Source organism: Mesorhizobium sp. RCAM 06353 (assembly GCF_059683585.1).
Genome location: NZ_CM185031.1, coordinates 4,189,030 through 4,206,405 on the forward strand (window position 1 = coordinate 4,189,030; position 17,376 = coordinate 4,206,405).

Genomic DNA, 17,376 nt, shown 5'->3' on the forward strand with positions numbered 1-17,376 from the left:
CGATCATTCGGTTGTGCCGCGCAGCAGTACGTTGAGGCCGATCGTCATCACCTTGGCCGATTCCACCATGTCCTCTATGCCGACCCATTCGTCCGGCCGATGGGCGAGGTCGAGAATGCCGGGGCCATAGGCAATGCAGTCGTAGATGTGGCCGATGCGGGCAATGTGCTTCTGGTCATAGGTGCCGGGCGAGATGACGTAGTCGGGCTCGCGGTCGAAGATCGCCATGATGCCTTGCGCCACCGCCTTGACCACCGGCGCGTCGCGCTCGGTCATCAGCGGCAGCACTTCCATCAGGTCGCGGATTTCATAGTCGAATTTTTTGCGCTCGCGCTTCAGCCGCTCGAGAATGCCGGTCACTTCGCCCTTGACTGTGGCGAGATCTTCCTCGAGCAGGAAGCGGCGGTCGATGGTGAGCCGGCAGGAATCGGGCACGTTGGGCGAGGGCAGGCCGGGCCGGAAATCCTCGGTCTGGCCGCCATGGATGGAATTGATGTTCATGGTCGAGCGTTTTGCGCCTTCGGGAACGACTGGCATGCGCGTCATCTTGCGGTCGAGAGCCGGGAAGAGTTCGTCCTCGAAAGCCCTGAGCACGGCGCCCATATGGCGCACGGCATTGTCGCCGAGAAACGGCATCGAGCCATGCGCGATCTCGCCCTTGGTCTCGATCTCGGCCCACCAGACGCCGCGATGGCCAAGGCAGATGCGGTCCTTGTTCAGCGGCTCGGGGATGATGACGTGATCGACCCTGGGTTTGGAGAAATAGCCAAGCCCCGCCAGATGGGCGACGCCGCCGAAGCCGCCGGATTCTTCATCGACCGTGCCGGATATTTCGATGGCGCCGGGAAAGTCGGGATAGACTTCCATGAAGGCTTCGGCGGCGATGATCGATGCAGCCAAGCCGCCCTTCATGTCGCAGGCGCCGCGGCCATAGACCCTGCCCTCCTTGACGACGCCGGCGAAGGGATCGACGGTCCAGCCGTCGCCAGCCTCGACCACGTCGATATGCGAATTGAAATGGACGCAGGCGCCGGGTGACCGGCCGTCGAAACGGGCCACGACATTGACGCGCGGATAGCGATCGGTGTCGCCGGGCGTGCCTTCGGCGCGGATGAATTCGGTCTCGAAGCCGCGCTTCTTCAGCCGCGCGCCAATATATTCGGCGCATGGCCGGTAGGCCTCGCCGGGCGGATTGATGGTCGGGAACCGGATGAGTTCGGCGGTCAGCGCGACGACTTCATCGCGCTTGTTATCGATTGCTTGCAGGAGTCGTTCGTTCATCAGGAGAGTTGAGCAAAGAACGACGTTGCATTGCAAGCCCGCCAGCAATCAAGTCCGTGCGACGTGTCGTTGCGGCAACTATCGCGGGAAATCGTTCAAATTCGCTGCTTCGGATTGGGGAATTGATCAAGGAGTGTGTGTTATCCCGTTCACCTGCCATTAAAAAGATGAAAAACATCGTGAGGGCAGACAGGCAAGGGCAATCAAAGGGGTTTGGTCGCATGAAGAAGTCTTTTCTAGTCGCAGCGGCGATGTTGGCAACCGCGCTGTTTGGTGCGCCGGCCGCAAGCCACGCGGCCATGTTGGAAGCGAGTATCGACGTGTCGTCGCAGACGATGACGGTCAGATATGGCCTGGAGGTCTATCGGTGGACCGTGTCCACCGCGCGTCCCGGCTATTTCACGCCGCGCGGCACGTACCGGCCGCAGCGCACGGCGCGGATGTGGTATTCGAAAAAGTACCATATGTCGCCGATGCCTTATTCCGTGTTCTTCCATGGCGGCTATGCCATCCATGGCACGGGCGCCGTCAGGCAACTCGGGCGCCCGGCCTCGCATGGCTGCGTGCGGCTGCACACGGCCAATGCTGCGGCCTTCTATTCGATGGTGCGGGAAGTGGGCTTCGGCAATACGCGCATTGTAGTGACGAACTAGGCAGCTACTGGTGCGCTGATGCGGGCCCTATCGGCTGGCGTGGAACTCGCGTTCTCGCCGGCTGCTTGCTCAGGTAGTTGGGACAGGAGCCGGCTTCGGCCGCTTTTTGCGCCGCCAGTTGCTGATCTCCCACCTCTTGTGGAACCACATCCACTGGCCGGGATCCTCGCGCACCCAGCGCTCGACCACGTCGTTCAGCATCTGGGTGGTGGCGTGGACGTCGACGCTGCCGTCGGCGGTGCGCGGCAAGACCAGCTTGTCCTCGATCTCGAGCCGGAAGCGGTTCCCCGGCAGCCTGATGCAACGTGCCGGATAGACGTCGCAGTCATAGTGACGGGCAAGGGTGCCCAGCACCCGGTTGCTCTGGCAGGGGCGGCCGAAGAAGGTCGTGTCGAGGCCGTTGGAGAATTTCTGGTCGACGAGGACGCCGATATTGCCGCCGTTTTCCAGGACGCCTGCCAAGGCGAATGAGGCGCCGGCCATCGACGGCAGCAGCGATCCCATGGTCGAGCGCCGTGTCGAGAGGATGTAGTCGGCGAGGTATGGGTTGTTGGGCGGGCGAAACAGTGCCGTGATGTTCATGCCGAAGGTGGCTGCCGCCACGGGCAGCAGCTCGAAATTGCCGAGATGGCCGGTGAAGACGATGTGCGGCTGCTTTTCGGCGGCGATCTCGACGAAATGCTCTGTTCCCTTGACCTCTACGCGGCCGGGCTTGGTTGCAGCGGGGTCATAGTCGAACAGGGCGTCCAGGAAAATATACTCGGCGGCAAGGCGGGCCATGTTGCCCCACATATCGGAGGCGATGGCCTGGATTTCGTCCTCGTTCTTTTCCGGATAGGCCTTGCGCAGATTGTCGATAGCGACCTGGTGGCGTCCGACCTTGGGACCAATGAAGCGCGCCACGCGGTCGGCGAAATTCAGCGCACTGTCGGCCGGCAGCAGGCGCAGTATCGAGATGATCATCATCGCCGCGCGGGCAACCAGCCAGTAGTTCAGCTGGCGCAGCTGCCTGCCATAGCGAAATCTGAGATCGCGGCGAAACTTCTTGAGCACCGGCGTCAAGGCCTTAGGCGACGCGCAGGATGATCTTGCCGAAGACGTCGCGGCCTTCCATGCGCTTCAGCGCGGCATCGATATCGCTGAAGCCGACCTCGGTGTCGATGACCGGCGCGACCTGTCCGGCCGCCATCTTCTGCATGGCGTTGGCCATGTTCTCCATGCGGCAGCCGAAGGATCCCAGCAGTTTCAATTGCTGCTGGAAGAGCTGCATCAGGTTGATCTGCGTCGACACGCCCGAGGTCGAACCGCAGGTGACCAGGCGACCGCCGCGCTTCAGGCACAGCATCGAGGCGGCAAAGGTGTCGGCGCCGACATGTTCGAACACGACATCGACGCCCTTCTTCTTGGTCAACTTGCGCACGACGCCTTCGAAACGGTCGTCGCGGTAGTTGATGACATGGTCGGCGCCCAGCGCCTTGGCCTTGTCGATCTTGTCGTTCGAGCCGACCGTGGTGATGATGGTGCAGCCCATCCGCTTGGCCAGCTGGATCGCCGCCGAGCCGATGCCGGAGCCGCCGGCATGGACGAGGATGGTTTCGCCGGGCTGAAGCCTGGCATTGTCGAACAGCATGTGCTCGACGGTGCCGAAGGTGACCGGCGCGACAGCAGCGCCGATGTCGGTCACGCCTGGCGGGGCAGGCACGAGCAGGCGCGCCGGCAGGTTGATCTTCTCCTGGGCGAAGCCGTCGAGATGGAAGCCGTGGACGCCCGAAACATGTTCGCAGAGATTGTCGCGGCCTTCGCGGCAGGCGCGGCAGAGGCCGCAGGTGCGCGCGCCGTAGATCGACACCAATTGTCCAGGCAGCAGGCTGGAAACGCCGGGACCGACCGCCTCGACCTCGCCGGAAGCCTCGGCGCCGACGACCAGCGGCAGCTTGCGCTTGGCAAAGGCCATGCCGCGCCAGCCCCAGACGTCGATATGGTTCAGCGCCACCGCCTTGATGCGCAGCGTGACTTCGCCGAGTGCGGGTGGTGGCGGGGGCGGCAGGTCCACCGTTTCAAGACGGCGGTCCTCGATAAGTTGCAGTGCGCGCATAAAACCTGCCGGTTCTGTTCTAAAGCGCGTTGCGCTTTAGTTCGTTGTTTTATGCATGTCGTTGTCGCAAAACCGAGTTCACTTTTGCGCGACATGCATTGGCGGAAAGCGCTCGCTTAGACCGGTTCCCGCGCCATGACAAGGCAAGTGTTCTGGCCGCCGAAGCCGAAGGAGTTCGACAGAACGCTGCGAACCTCGGCATTGCGCTTCTTGTTGGGCACCACGTCGAGCACGATCGCCGGGTCGGGATTGTCGTAGTTGATGGTCGGCGGAATGACGCTCTCACGCATCGTCATCAGCGAAAACGCCGCCTCGACAGCGCCGGCCGCGGACAGTGTGTGCCCGATCATCGACTTGTTCGACGAGACCGGCATAGAGCTTATGCGCTCGCCGAACACGGTCGACAGCGCCAGATGTTCCATCTTGTCGTTCTCGGGGGTCGACGTGCCATGGGCGTTGACATAGTCGATCTCGTCTTCACTCAGGCCGGCATCGGCGAGGGCGGCGCGAACCGCGGCAATGGCCGGCGAAGCGTCCGGCTTCGAGCGGGTGCGGTGGAAGTCGTCGGCCTTCTCGCCGCAACCGCCCAGGACGCCGAGAATAGTCGCGCCGCGAGCCAATGCCGCCTCAAGCGATTCCAACACCAGCGCCCCGGATCCCTCGGCCAACACGAAGCCGTCCCGATCCCTGGAGAAAGGCTTCGATGCCTTTTCGGGAATGTCGTTGTGCGTGGAGAGCGCCGAAAGCAATGAGAAACGGATCAATGCCTCGGCGGTCGCAGAACCGTCCGCGCCGATCGATAGCGCACGGTCGCATTCGCCGCGTCGGATCGCCTCGACACCAAGCTGGATCGCGGTGGCTCCCGAAGCGCAAGCCGTCGACAGGGTGATCGGCAGACCGCGTGTGCCAAGGCGGTCGGCAAGGCGGTCGGCGATCGAACCGAACTGGGTGGTCTCGAAAATATCCAGCTCTTTCAAGCTACGCGCCACCCGAAGCAGTCTTTCGGCGGCGGTGTCATCCTTGTCCTTGCCAGAATTGTAGAGCGAGAAGCGCTCGGCCCAGTCGAGCTCGACCGGCGGCGATGCGAGGAAGAGCGGTCCGCCGAAATCGCTGGAATTAAGACCGGCTTCAGTCACGGCTTCGAGGCCCGCAAGCTCGGCTAGCTCATAGGTGAGCGGGCTGGCACCTTTCGAACTCGACGGCAGGAAATCGACCATGCCTGAGATGCGGGTGTTCAGTTGATCGATGGGAAAGCGGGTGATCGGGTGAATGCCCGACTTGCCGGAGGTCAACGCCGCCCAATTGTCTGATTTGCCGACGCCAAGCGAGGTGACCACGCCGATGCCGGTGACGGCGACGATTGGCCTGCCCATGTGATCGTTCAGATTGGCCATCTGGAGCCCTCGAGTGTTTATCGTTGCAGCATGGTTCGCGCAGCGCCGCGTTACGCGGCATTGACCAGCGCCATGCCCTCGAATTGGTGATAGCCGATCGCCGTTGCAAGGACGGTCGCTGGAACGCCTTCGAATGGCTTCTCGGCTGCGGCATCGAAAACAGGGTAGGCGGCCTTGCGGTCGACGGCGAGTGCCGCCAGCGCCACCGCGAACGGAAACTGCGCTTCCTTCATGTGTCCGGTCAGCGTCGAGAAGCCGCGTGTGGCAATGGCCGGATTGGCATCGAGCGCTGCCTTCTCGGCGGTGGTTGCGGCATGCGCGCCCGAGGCGCCCGACAGGGCAAGCAGCCTGCCGTTCGGCAGCGCCGCTTGGCCGAGCAGCGCGGCGATCTCGGCATCGAGCTCTCCGCGTGGCCGCCTAGCGCGGCCGGAGACCACCGGTCCGAGCTCTGCATAAATCTTGCGCCCGCGGCTTGTCGCGTGTTCGCGGTGCTCCAGCACCAGGAAGGCCCCGCCGGATCCAGTCACGACGCCGCCGCCCTCAGCACCCTGTCTTTGCCACACAGGTTTCCAGGGGCCGCGATGCAAATAGCCGGCAAGCTCGTAACCAAGCAGCATATCGGAATGCTCGGTCTGGAATGCGCCGCCGACCAGGATGTGCGTCGACTGGCCGGAGCGGATGCGCGCGGCAGCCGTTTCGACGGCGGCGACGCCGGCACCTTCCTCGCCCATGAAGGTGCGCGACGAGCCGGTCACCTTGTGGACAATCGAGATGTTGCCGGCGAGCAGGTTGGAGAGCTGGGCCAGGAACAGCGTCGGCCGCAGTTCAGTGGTCAGCTTCTCGTTGAGAAGCACGTCGCGGTCGTTGCGGCTTTCCGAAGCGGCGAGAATGGCGGCGTCGACCGCCTCGTCACGCTCGCCACCGCCGGCGGCCACCACCATGTCCATGGTTGTGCAGAGCTCGTCATTGCCTTTGATGCCGGAGTCGTCCAGCGCAAGGCCGGCGGCATAGGTGCCGAGCCGCTGCCATGTTTCCATCTGCCGCTGGTCGCCGCGCTTGGCGATCTGCAGGTTCCAGTCGATTTCCGGCAGCGGATGGACGGTGTAGGGCGCAAAGCGCGCGGCTTCGAGCACCGGCTGCAGGCCTGGCTGCGCCAGCTTTTGCCAGTGGGCCTCAGGGCCTTCTCCCAGCGAGGAGACAAGGCCGATACCAGTGATGACGACGTCGCGGGGGCTGCTCATGAGCGGCTTTGTGGGTCAGGCGGCAGAGCGCGTCAAGATCGCGCGCTCAACTGACGTCAGGCGGTCTTGGCGGCGACCAGCGCGTCGATCTTGGCGCACAGGTTCTTCATGACGAAGTAATCGTCGGTCGAAGCCTTGCCGTCATTGACTTCCTGGGTCCACTTTTCCAGCGGCACCTTGATGCCGAATTCCTTGTCGATGGCAAAGACGATGTCGAGGAAATCGAGGCTGTCGATGCCGAGATCGTCGATCGTGTGGCTCTCGGGCGTGATGGTGTCGATATCGATCTCGCTGGTGTCGGCAATGATCTTGGCGACTTTGTCGAACGTGGTGGACAAGGGCTTTTCCTTCTTTGCGGGCGGAATCTGTCCGCATCTTGTTTGGGCGCTGTCTAATCGGTTTTTCCCGGCAGGAAAAGGCCTGATAGTCCGGGCGCAGATGGGAAGCGTGCCTAGGAAACGCAAGAAGGGCCGCCGGTCAACCCGGCGGCCCTTCCCGTTACCGTTACGTCAGTCCTTGTTTCGATGCATGTCGTTTCCCAAAACCGCAACCACTTTTGGGCGACATGCATCAACTCTCGCGGAGCTTCACCAGGTCGTTCAGCAACCCGCCAGTTCCATTGTGGACAGTCAGCCGCTCGACCTTACCGGCGATGGTTTCCAGAGCCTCGAGCTCCTTCAGCCGCAGCATCACCGGGTTCTCCGCCATCACCCGGGCCGTGTTGAGCAGCGAACGCGTGGCGTTCGTCTCCTCGCGGCGGCGGATGACGTTGGCCTCGGCCTGCTTTTCGGCCGACACCACCTGGTTGAGGATCTCGCGCATCTCGCCCGGCAGGATGACATCCTTGAGCGTGATATCGCTGACCTCGACCCCGATCTCGGCCATGTCGGCACGGACCTTGGCCGCAGCTTCCTCATCGACCGTCACCTTCTTTTCAAGGATCTGGTCAAGTGTCAGCCCGCCAAGCGTCTTGCGGAAGGCGTACTGCAAGGCGCGGTAGAGGGCTTCGGAGAAGTCCTTCACAGCGCTCACCGCCTTGACCGGGTCGACGACCCGATACTCAGCAGCGATGTTGACGCGGATCGTGACCCGATCCTTGGTCAGCACTTCCTGCCCGGCGACGTCGAGCGACTGGCGCTTGAGGTCGACGACCTTGACCTGCACCATCCGTCCGACGTTCCAGAAGCCATGCACGCCCGCAGCCAGCGTCCGGACCAGGACACCGTCAACGAACAGCAGCCCCGCCTGGCCGTCGACAACCGGGTAGACGGACATCAACTCCGCCTTCCGGGCCTGGCCCAGCCGGCGCATGACAGCCGGATCGATGGCGAGGTCGGCCGAAGTGTCGACCATCGTCACCTTCCACGGCCCGGCATCCGTCCACAGCACCAGCTTGCGGTCCGGCGCCAGAACGGCATGCAGGTTGCCGTCACGCTCGATGACGGCGACGTCCGTGCGCCCGGTGCGAACGACGGTGAAATGACGCGCGGCCACATCCGGGAGCTTGTCGAACAACGCCTTCTCGTATGCCGAAACGAATTCCGGGTTCTTCAGATCGTGCCGGGACACTTCGAGGCTTCCGTACCGGTTGGCGAGCCAATGCTCGCCCGGCAGCAGGACAGCCTTGATCTCCCCCTTGTAGAGGGTGAGGGCACGTTCGTTTTCCCTTACGAGGACGCGCTCGCGTCCAAGAACCTTGTCGAGAACAGTCATTGTCTTACTCCTGTCGGGCATGGCCCCATGCGAGGCGTCAACTCATGCGTCGATCTTCCCTTCGTTTCTCATTTCACATCGTCTCTAGCGTCATAGTCCGGGCACGAATGATCCGGGGACTGGTGGCATCGATCCGTGGCGGGCCTTCGGGAGCGGATCGCGGGGCAGCGAAGCGGGCTCGGCAAGCCTTGGCCTGCCTTGCCGGCGACGCTGCGCCTTGATCATCACCGCGGACCTGGCCGCGAGCCGATGGCGTCGGACCTTCGAAACGGCCTTGGCCCGAAGGCTTAGGCTGTCCGTCGGGTCTTCAGCATTCCAGTCCCCGGACCGTTTTTCAGATAACACCGTGGCAGGGTGCTGGCTTATCAGGCCAATGGAGAAGGATTCGAACCTTCGACAATCAGAACCTAAATCTGATGCTCTACCAAACTGAGCTATCCGTGGTGCAGACAGCAGGATTCGAACCTGCGACCTCCGGATCCAAATCCGGCGCTCTACCAGACTGAGCTACATCCGCGATCCCAATCCCCAAAGCGGCGCCGTATACAGGGCGGCAAAGCCGCCTGCACGGGCGGAGACGAAAGCTCCAGCCGTTGTGCTCGCTCCGGTTCTCGTGACCGGGAGCGCGGCTATAGAGCCTGCGACGGGTTGTCGCAAGCGGCATTGTCGGGGCGAATTTGCGGCTTCTTTCGGCGGTGGCATTTCGGCAACAGTGCCGGTCGGCGTCTGCCCGCATATTGTTTGTACCAATGTACCATGGTACGATGTGCTATGAACATCGAACGTATACAGACCGGCGTGCGGCTGGAGAAACGGCTGGTGAAGGTGCTCAAGGCCCTGGCCGAGCATCGCGACATGAGCCTCGGCGATCTCATCGAAGGCATCGTGCTGCATGCTTTCGAAGGGCAGGCGCCGTTTTCACCGGAGACGCTCGAAACGATCAGCCAATTGAAGCGCATCTATGGGCTGGAACTTGGCGCGGCGGACAGCCACCGTCTGGCTGAAGCGCCACCCTCTGACGGAATGGAAAGGGAAGGCGGATGACGAGCCATCTTCAACGCAGCCACAGCATCGTCCTTTCCGGTCCGGTCGGCCGCGTCTTCCCGCTGTTCACGCCGATCGGCGAGACCTTGTGGGTGGAGGGCTGGGATCCGGAATTTCTGCATCCGCAAGGTGGAGAAACGCGGCAAGGCATGGTTTTCCGAACCGTCCACGGCGATGAGGCGACGCTGTGGGCCTGCGCCGATTGGGATCCAACCGCGCATCGTGTCCGCTATGTCAGGGTCACGCCGGACTCGCGTTTCGGATTTGTCGAAGTGGCCTGCCGTTCGGCTGCCGATGGCGGCACCGAAGCATCGATTGCCTATACGTTCACGGCTCTGAACGCGGCGGGAGAATCCTATCTGTCTGAACTGACGGAGGATGTCTTCGCGCACATGATCGAGACGTGGAAAGTCCGCATCGATGCGTGGCTGCTCACTGAGACGTCAGTTGGCTCTGGCCATCATTAGAAGGTGACGCGGCCGAGCACGCGCAGACCGTCGCCTTGCGGTTCGACGACCACGGCCTCGCCCTCGCGCGGCGAGATGCCGGTGAGCGCCACGATGTCTTCCAGGTGGGTGACCATGACCAGATTGTCGGAGCCGGAATAGGCGCGGATTTCCTTCATGATCGCGGCGATCTGCGCTGCCTTCTTGGCATCGTCGCCTTTCAGCAGATCGAGCGGCGCAAACAGCTCTGGCTCGGCCTCGAAGGCGATGCGCGCGGTGTCGAGGCAGCGGCAATAGCGGCTGGACAGGACGCGCTCGATAGGCGCGGCGCGAGCGGCAAACAAGGCGCCGATCTTGCTCGCCTGCTGCTTGCCGCGCGCCGACAGGTTCATCTGGGTGGTGCAGCTGTCGATGTCGAAATTGGCCGGATCGGTGGTGCCGGTGACCATGGCATGGCGCAGCAGCACGACATGGCCGCCATCGCGCAGCAGCGCCCAGCCGGCATCCGTGGCATGGGCCGCGACGGGAATGACGAGCAGGAACAAGGCCAGGGCAAATCGAATCATCGCAGTCCTTCCAGGAGCCCGACATCGGGTTCCGGTCCTTCGCATATAGGGATTGGAAAGCGGGCACAAAGACAAGCGGGCGTTGCAGACGCCCCCGCCTCACTTTTTGGCGATCTGCTTCTTCACCAGATCGATCTTCTGGTCGGTAAGCGGGATGGGGAGGGTGTAGCCGGCTTCGGTAAAACCCTGCTTGGCGTTCTCGAAGAAGTCGATGGCCTTGAGATACTCGGCCTTGCCGCCGCCATAGCTGGCGCGGTTCCAGTGGATGTCGCCGAGATTGTTCTGCTCGAAGGCCAACTGCATGGGCTGGCTTTCCCTGGTGAACACTTTCAGCGTCGCCGTGAACGCCGCCTCGGCCTCGTCGAGATATTTGCCGGTCCTTTCGATGTTGCCGAGGTTGAGCAGGCTCATGCCGATGCCGTTCTGGGCGTTGGCCCAGTCGACGGGCGCCGTCTCGATGGTCAGCACTTCGAGGGCCGCCCGACGGGCTGCGATCGAATCCCGCAAGGTTTTCGGATCGGCATTGCTCATGCTCAGCCAGTGCAAAGTCGAGCCGAGACCGGCCTGGGCCAGCGCCCATTGCCGCGGGTTTGTCTCGCGCTTGTACTCGCGCAAGGCATTGCCGTAGGCGTCGACCGCCTCGTTGTAGTGCTCGGGCTTGTCCGTCACGCCGCCAAGCAGCTGCAGCGTGTTGCCGAGATTGTAGTAGCCCATGGCCCAATCCTGCGGAAACTTCCGCCTGACATAGACCTGCCGCGCCGCCTGAAACGCTGCCGCCGATTGCTCCAGCTTCGCCGCGTCGCGGGTCCGCTGGCCAAGCGTCTGGTAAATCGAGCCGAGATTGTTCTGCGCCGACGCCCAATCCATCGGGAAGCGCTGCCGGGTAAACACCGTCAGGGCGTCGTCATAGGCCGCGGCGGCCTCTTCGAGCGTGTCCGTGCCCATATCAAAGCGGGCGACACCGCTCAGCGCGTTGCCGAGGTTAAGCCGGCTGGTCGCCCAGGACACCGGGAAAGTTTCGCGGGTTCGCACCTTCAGCGCCGCGCGGAAGGCATCGACTGCGTCGTTGATCTTCCCCTTGTCGTTGAGCTGGATACCAAGTGTCACCAGCGTGTTGCCGAGATTGTTCTCGACCATCGCCCATTCCACTGGCGCTTTCTCGCGCGTGTATTCCTCGAGCGCCAGCCGGTAGGCGGCTTCCGCGTCCTTCAGATGCTCGCCGGCGGGATCACGCTCGGAGAGCGCAAAGAGCGCCAGGCCGAGATTGTTTTGCGAAGCGGCCCAGTCGAGCGGCAGCTTGTCGCGCGGTCGCTTTTCCAGCGTGGCACGCATCGCTGCCACCGCCTCGTTGAGGCGCTTCGGGTCGCTCTCGCGTTCGCCGATCTTCAACAACACATTGGCTAGATTGTTCTGCGCGGCGGCCCAATTGCGGTCGTCCTTCTCACGCTCGAAGACGACGAGCGAATCGCTGAAAATCTGCGCTGCTTCTTCCAGATGCGCGGTTTCGGTCTCTCGCTCACCGATGGTCTGCAGCACAACCGCCATGTTGTTGCGGGTGATTGCCCAGTCGCGGTTCTGCTCGCCATTGGGAATGAAGTTCAGGATGACGTGATAGGCTTCGATTGCGCGCTGGAGTGCATCGAGATCGCCTGTGGCGTAACCGTAGGAGTTGAGCGCTTCGGCTTCCTGGTTCTTGTAGTTCCAGCGCAGCTTGTCGTCCCATTTCTCGACCAGCGAGAAGGACTTGGCGTAATCATTGGCGGCGGATTTGTAGTCGAAGACCAGTGCGGCGGCGTCGGCGCGCTTGGCATAGATCGAGGCGTCGGCGATGCGTTTCTGCCGGACCAGGTCCTCGGCCTCGTCAACCGCATCGCTGTTCTGCTCGACCCTGCCGACCGCGTCATCGAGGAATTTGCGCGCCGTCACCATGGCGCCCTGGCCGATGGCCTTGTCGGCGGACGCAACCAGCCGTTTGATCTCCGGATCGTCGGTGCGCAGTGCCGCGCGCTCGGACATCATCTTCTTCAGGCGCTCGGCCTCGGCCGTCCAACACCTTCTGCAGGTCGGTCGGATCTTCAGGGATTTTGTCCGTGCCGAGGGCCCTGAGCACGCCATAGAGCGCGTCGAGCGGCACGCCATCCTGCAGCGAGGCCAGTTCCACCTGCGCCCGCTTCGGGTCGGGCAGGTCGGAAATGGTCAAGAGCAATTGCCGCCGCTCACCGGTGATCAGCCCGTCGTCGCCGGTCGGTTCCGGTGGCGCCACGCCGAAATAGAGCAGCCGGCGCAGGCTTTCATTGACCCAGGGGCGTTGCTTGGCCTTGGTGTCGAGATAGACCTCCTCCGTCACCATGCGCATGACCGAGCCAAATTCGGTGCCTTTCATCGCCGCGAGATGGCGCAGCAGGGCTGCCGCATAGGGGCTGTTTTCGCCGGCGGCACCATCGAGCGCCGGGCGGCCGGGTTCGGCGGCGAAGCCGACCACCGTGCCGAGGCTCGCATCTTGCGCCGACGCATTGGCGAGCGCCTTGGCGCCGCGCACCGGCTCCAGCCCGCCTGCACCTATCGGCTCGGCAGAAGCGGTTGGTGCGCGCCGGACCACAGCATCGGCCGGAAACGGATTGGTACGGCAGGCATCGAGCAGCACGATTGTTACCGGCACGGTCTTCTTCAATTCATCCATGACGGCTGATATCGGCACCAGGGCTTGGCCTGCGTCCTTGAGCGACGAGACGTCGGCGTCGACCGGAACCAGATAATTCTCGCCGCCGGCCTCTATGCCGTGGCCGGAGTAGTAGATGAAAGCGACGTCGGCGCCCTCGGCATCCTCGACGAAGCGTTCAAGGTCGCGCTTCAACTTGGCGGCATCGCGATCGGTGACATTGCGGGCGTCGAAGCCGAGGTCGGTCAGCATCTTGGCCATGTCGCGGGCGTCGTTGGCCGGGTTGGGCAGGGCGGCGATGTGCTCGTAGTTCGATTGGCCGATGATCAGCGCCACGCCCTTCAGGCTTTTGGTCTCGGCAAGTGCAAGCGCCGTCGCGGCAAAACAAAACAGTGCGGCGACGAAAGCCGTCAGCCACATCCGTGCAAAAAGATTGCGTTCCGAGGTTTCGACAAAGGTCATTTGTCGTTGGTGTCCGCCCTGATATTCCAAACCCTCTATAACGCTGCCAGTATACCATGATCAAATTCGGGCGCGATTGCGCCGCGCGCGTGGCTCGCCTATCCCTGAAAAATGTCTCCGCTCACAGAAACCGTGCTTTTCGTCTTCAGCCTGGTTGCGCTCGGCTATCTCGCCGGGCTGACCGGCTATCTCAGACCGGCAAGCGGCGAGGGGATATCGGACTTCGCGGTCTCTGTGGCGATGCCGCTGCTTCTGTTCCAGACGATGGTGAATGCCGATTTCCACGGCGTCGCGCCATGGCCGCTGTGGGGGGCTTATTTCACGGCGGTGGCGATCACCTGGGCCGCAGGCCATCTTGTCACCACGCGGATCTTCGGACGCGACGCCCGCGCCGGTGTTGTCGGCGGCGTGTCGTCGGCCTATTCCAATGTCGTGCTGCTTGGCGCTCCCTTCATTCTTGGGATATTCGGCCCGAGCGGCTTCGAAGTGCTGTCGCTGCTGGTTTCCGTGCATCTGCCTGTCATGATGATGGCCTCGATCGTGCTGTTCGAGATGTTCGGCCGCAGCGGGGGTGACCCCGTCCATCCGTTGCGCGTCATCCGCAGTTTCCTGAGACGGCTGTTCATCAATCCGCTGATCATCGGCATCCTGCTCGGGCTGGCATGGCGGCTCAGCGGCTTGCCGCTGCCGGACCTCCTCATGCGGCTGGTCGATGCGCTTGCCGACACGGCAGGGCCGGTGGCGCTGTTTGCCATGGGGCTCAGCCTGCGCCGCTTCGGCGTTTCCGGCAATGTCCGGCCGGCACTGGCGCTCTCGGTGCTGAAACTGTTCCTGATGCCGGCGCTGGTGCTCGTCTTCGTCTGGCTGCTCGGCCTGCCGCCGATGACGGCCAAGGTGGCCGTCGTGGTGGCGGCGCTGCCGTCCGGCATTAATTCCTATCTCATCGCCGTGCAGTTCAACACCGGCCAGGCATTGGCATCGAACCAGATGACCATCGCCACCGCCTGCGCCGCCGTCACCACTGCTTTCTGGCTGACCGTAGTTCTTCACGTCTACGGCTAGTTCGTCTTCGGCTGGTTTCGCGCTGGCCTAAAGCCTATATGCCATCTTGCAATTGATTGCGTGGCTCGCCCTAGGTAAAGAGCACTGGCTCCAGTGTCCCGGCCTCGATACCATCGGGCACGTCCATCGAAGAAAATCCAGATACCGGCCCGTCAGTGCGCCGAGCGGAGGCTAGACCATGCTTCAGAAGACCAGCCATTTCATGCGGCAGGCCAATCTCATCAACGGTGAATGGGTGCAGGCCGACAGCGGCCAGACGGTCGACGTCAACAACCCGGCCACCGGCCTCAAGATCGGCACCGTGCCGAAGTCGGGCAAGGCCGAGACCCGCCGCGCCATCGAAGCCGCCGCCGAGGCTTTCAAGACCTGGCGCAAGACCACCGCGCTCGAGCGCTCGAAGCTGCTGCGCAAGCTGCATGACGCGATGATGGACAATCAGGACGTGCTGGCCGAACTCTTGACCATCGAACAGGGCAAGTCGCTGTTCGAATCGAAGGGCGAGATCGGCTCTGCCGCGGCCTACATCCTCTGGTTCGCCGAGGAAGGCCGCCGCACTTATGGCGACGTCGTGCCCTCGCCATGGGCGGACCGCCGCATCCTGGTGACCAAGGAGCCGGTCGGCGTCATCGCCGCCATCACGCCGTGGAATTTCCCGTCCTCGATGCTGGCCCGCAAGCTCGGTCCCGCACTCGCTGCCGGCTGCACCGCCGTCGTCAAGCCGGCCTCGCAGACGCCTTACTCGGGTCTCGCCTGGGGCGCGCTGGCCGAGGAAGTCGGCTTCCCCAAGGGCGTCGTCAACATCCTGACCGGTTCGGCCAGCGAGATCGGCGACGAAATCTGCGCCAATCCACTGGTGTCGAAGATCACTTTCACCGGCTCGACCGAGGTCGGCAAACTTCTCATCCAGAAGTCGTCGGTGACCGTCAAGAAAGTGTCGATGGAACTCGGCGGCAACGCGCCATTCATCGTCTTCGACGACGCCGACCTCGAGCGTGCCGTCGCCGGCGCCATTACCGCCAAGTACCGCAACTCCGGCCAGACCTGCGTCTGCACCAACCGCTTCCTGGTTCAGGCCGGCGTCTATGACAAGTTCGTCGAGAAGCTCGCCGCCGCCAGCAATGGGCTGAAGGTCGGTTCCGGCCTCGAAGAGGGCGTCCAGCAGGGACCGCTGATCGACGAGAAGGCAGTCGAGAAGGTCGAGGAGCTGATTGCCGACGCCACTTCCAAAGGCGGCAAGATCGTCGCCGGCGGCAAGCGCCATGCGCTGGGGGGCTCGTTCTTCCAGCCGACGGTCATCGCCAACGCGACGCCCAAGATGCGCTTCATGAAGGAAGAGATCTTTGGCCCGGTCGCGCCGGTGTTCAAGTTCGAGACTGAAGCGGAAGCAATCGCGCTCGCCAACGATACCGAATTCGGCCTCGCCTGCTATTTCTACACCGGCGACCTCGGCCGCGCTTTCCGCGTCATGGAAGGGCTGAAATACGGCATGGTCGGCGTCAATGAAGGCCTCATCACCACGCCCGAGGCGCCGTTCGGCGGCGTCAAGGAATCGGGCCTCGGCAAGGAAGGCGGCCATCAGGGCATCGAGGATTACCTCGATACCAAATATGTGTGCATCGGCGGCCTCGGCCTCTGATAGACTGGCCCTGAGGTTGGCAGGTCCATGACCTGCCTGCCTTGGGTTGGCAAGAACCTGCCGAAGTCCTTGGATTAACTGGCGTTTGCGGGCATGGCGATGAAGGACGGCGAGGTTTTCGGCACGACGCAGGCGGGTGAGGCGGTGCGCCGCTTCACGATCAAGGGCGGCGGTATTACTGCCAACATCATCGGGCTCGGTGCTGTCATCCAGGATTTGCGCCTGACCGGGCACGATGCGCCGCTGGTGCTCGGCTACGACAATCTGGAAGCCTATGAGACCAATAACACGTTCTTTGGCGCGGTCGTCGGTCGCTACGCCAATCGCATCCATGATGGCCGTTTTACCATCGCCGGCAATCGCTACCAGACCGAACAGAACTTCCTCGGCAAGCACACGCTGCATGGCGGCTCGCAAGGCTATTCGCATCGGCCGTGGACAGTTTCTTTGCATGGCAGGGACTTCGTCACGCTGACGCTGCACGACCCCGACGGCACGATGGGTTTTCCCGGCGCGCTCGACGTCACCTGCACCTACCGGCTGAAGATCCCCGGCACGCTCAGCGTCGAGCTGACGGCGACCTGCGAGGAGCCGACGCTGTGCAATCTCAGCCAGCATTCCTATTTCAACCTCGACGATGGCGGCGCCGGCGACATTCTCGACCACAGGATGATGCTGAATGCGGGCGCCTATCTGCCTGTCGACGGCGATATGATCCCGACCGGCGTGGTCAAGCCGGTTGACGGCACGCCTTTTGACTTTCGCCAGGCGCGGCCGCTGCGCATGGAGACCGAGGGCGAGCAACTGCCCTACGACCAGAATTTCTGCCTTGCGTCGGCGCGCGGGCCGTTGCGGCAAGCGGCATGGGCGCAAGGGGCAAGCTCCGGCGTCGAGATGGAGGTCTGGACCACCGAGCCTGGCGTCCAGCTCTATACCGGCCAGTATGTGACGCCGCGCAAAGGGCTGGAAGGGCGGGACTACAAGGCTTTTTCCGGCTTCTGCCTGGAGCCGCAAATATGGCCGGATGCACCGAACCGGCCATACTTCCCGCAGGCCACGCTGTGGCCTGGCGCTATTTATCACCACGTGACGGAATATCGATTCCGTCTGCCTTAAGATCAACA

The 17,376-nt window shown here is 62.9% G+C and carries 16 protein-coding genes and 2 tRNA genes; 6 read left to right on the forward strand and 12 right to left on the reverse strand.

Annotated elements, in window-relative coordinates:
- Nucleotides 1-3: 3 nt before the first annotated feature.
- Nucleotides 4-1,281: an acetylornithine deacetylase/succinyl-diaminopimelate desuccinylase family protein gene (locus tag AC56QX_RS20210; protein ID WP_497110198.1), complete on the reverse strand. Its 1,278-nt coding sequence runs from the start codon at nucleotides 1,279-1,281 to the stop codon at nucleotides 4-6.
- A gap of 221 nt (nucleotides 1,282-1,502) precedes the next feature.
- Between AC56QX_RS20210 and AC56QX_RS20215 the strand changes: the two genes are divergently transcribed.
- Complete coding sequence (locus AC56QX_RS20215) at nucleotides 1,503-1,934, forward strand: L,D-transpeptidase (RefSeq protein WP_497117822.1); 432 nt, start codon at nucleotides 1,503-1,505, stop codon at nucleotides 1,932-1,934.
- Nucleotides 1,935-2,003: 69 nt separating this feature from the next.
- On the opposite strand, the gene AC56QX_RS20220 is transcribed toward AC56QX_RS20215, so the two are convergent.
- The 8 genes from AC56QX_RS20220 to AC56QX_RS20255 all read right to left on the reverse strand — a co-directional run bounded on the left by AC56QX_RS20220 (nucleotide 2,004) and on the right by AC56QX_RS20255 (nucleotide 8,894).
- Nucleotides 2,004-2,987: a lipid A biosynthesis lauroyl acyltransferase gene (locus AC56QX_RS20220; protein ID WP_497110199.1), complete on the reverse strand. Its 984-nt coding sequence runs from the start codon at nucleotides 2,985-2,987 to the stop codon at nucleotides 2,004-2,006.
- A 13-nt stretch (nucleotides 2,988-3,000) separates the two neighbouring features.
- Entirely contained in the window at nucleotides 3,001-4,029 is a 1,029-nt protein-coding gene (locus AC56QX_RS20225; RefSeq protein ID WP_497110200.1) for a zinc-binding dehydrogenase, read from the reverse strand.
- Nucleotides 4,030-4,145: 116 nt separating this feature from the next.
- On the reverse strand, nucleotides 4,146-5,423 hold the full coding sequence (locus tag AC56QX_RS20230; protein ID WP_497110201.1) for a beta-ketoacyl-ACP synthase: 1,278 nt from the start codon (nucleotides 5,421-5,423) through the stop codon (nucleotides 4,146-4,148).
- 50 nt (nucleotides 5,424-5,473) lie between these two features.
- Complete coding sequence (locus AC56QX_RS20235; protein ID WP_497110202.1) at nucleotides 5,474-6,664, reverse strand: beta-ketoacyl-ACP synthase; 1,191 nt, start codon at nucleotides 6,662-6,664, stop codon at nucleotides 5,474-5,476.
- A gap of 56 nt (nucleotides 6,665-6,720) precedes the next feature.
- Nucleotides 6,721-7,002, reverse strand: a complete 282-nt coding sequence (locus tag AC56QX_RS20240) for an acyl carrier protein (RefSeq protein ID WP_010909964.1) — start codon at nucleotides 7,000-7,002, stop codon at nucleotides 6,721-6,723.
- A 232-nt stretch (nucleotides 7,003-7,234) separates the two neighbouring features.
- Nucleotides 7,235-8,377 carry a slipin family protein gene (locus AC56QX_RS20245; protein ID WP_497110203.1) on the reverse strand — a complete coding sequence of 381 codons (1,143 nt, stop codon included), beginning with the start codon at nucleotides 8,375-8,377 and terminating at the stop codon, nucleotides 7,235-7,237.
- Nucleotides 8,378-8,747: 370 nt separating this feature from the next.
- Nucleotides 8,748-8,816 (reverse strand) — tRNA-Leu (locus tag AC56QX_RS20250).
- A gap of 2 nt (nucleotides 8,817-8,818) precedes the next feature.
- Nucleotides 8,819-8,894, reverse strand: a tRNA-OTHER gene (locus AC56QX_RS20255).
- Between the two features lie 254 nt (nucleotides 8,895-9,148).
- On the opposite strand from AC56QX_RS20255, the gene AC56QX_RS20260 reads away from it, so the two are divergent.
- Nucleotides 9,149-9,421 (forward strand): hypothetical protein, encoded by a 273-nt coding sequence (locus AC56QX_RS20260; RefSeq protein WP_497110204.1) that lies wholly within the window; start codon nucleotides 9,149-9,151, stop codon nucleotides 9,419-9,421.
- Nucleotides 9,418-9,888, forward strand: coding sequence for a hypothetical protein (locus AC56QX_RS20265; protein WP_497110205.1), 471 nt, complete (start codon nucleotides 9,418-9,420; stop codon nucleotides 9,886-9,888). Before AC56QX_RS20260 ends, AC56QX_RS20265 begins: the two co-directional genes overlap by 4 nt.
- On the opposite strand, the gene AC56QX_RS20270 is transcribed toward AC56QX_RS20265, so the two are convergent.
- The 3 genes from AC56QX_RS20270 to AC56QX_RS20280 all read right to left on the reverse strand — a co-directional run bounded on the left by AC56QX_RS20270 (nucleotide 9,885) and on the right by AC56QX_RS20280 (nucleotide 13,554).
- Complete coding sequence (locus AC56QX_RS20270) at nucleotides 9,885-10,433, reverse strand: histidine phosphatase family protein (protein WP_497110206.1); 549 nt, start codon at nucleotides 10,431-10,433, stop codon at nucleotides 9,885-9,887. The genes AC56QX_RS20265 and AC56QX_RS20270 overlap by 4 nt on opposite strands.
- Nucleotides 10,434-10,532: 99 nt before the next feature.
- A complete protein-coding gene (locus AC56QX_RS20275) occupies nucleotides 10,533-12,449 on the reverse strand; it encodes a tetratricopeptide repeat protein (RefSeq protein ID WP_497110207.1) in 1,917 nt (638 codons plus the stop codon).
- Nucleotides 12,334-13,554, reverse strand: a complete 1,221-nt coding sequence (locus tag AC56QX_RS20280) for a caspase family protein (protein ID WP_497110208.1) — start codon at nucleotides 13,552-13,554, stop codon at nucleotides 12,334-12,336. Before AC56QX_RS20280 ends, AC56QX_RS20275 begins: the two co-directional genes overlap by 116 nt.
- A gap of 111 nt (nucleotides 13,555-13,665) precedes the next feature.
- On the opposite strand from AC56QX_RS20280, the gene AC56QX_RS20285 reads away from it, so the two are divergent.
- The 3 genes from AC56QX_RS20285 to AC56QX_RS20295 all read left to right on the forward strand — a co-directional run bounded on the left by AC56QX_RS20285 (nucleotide 13,666) and on the right by AC56QX_RS20295 (nucleotide 17,368).
- The gene (locus AC56QX_RS20285) at nucleotides 13,666-14,616 is read left to right on the forward strand and encodes an AEC family transporter (protein ID WP_497110209.1); all 951 of its coding nucleotides are present in this window, start codon (nucleotides 13,666-13,668) and stop codon (nucleotides 14,614-14,616) included.
- Nucleotides 14,617-14,794: 178 nt separating this feature from the next.
- A complete protein-coding gene (locus AC56QX_RS20290; protein ID WP_497110210.1) occupies nucleotides 14,795-16,252 on the forward strand; it encodes an NAD-dependent succinate-semialdehyde dehydrogenase in 1,458 nt (485 codons plus the stop codon).
- 93 nt (nucleotides 16,253-16,345) lie between these two features.
- Nucleotides 16,346-17,368 carry an aldose epimerase family protein gene (locus AC56QX_RS20295; protein ID WP_497110211.1) on the forward strand — a complete coding sequence of 341 codons (1,023 nt, stop codon included), beginning with the start codon at nucleotides 16,346-16,348 and terminating at the stop codon, nucleotides 17,366-17,368.
- The last annotated feature ends 8 nt before the right edge of the window (nucleotides 17,369-17,376 follow it).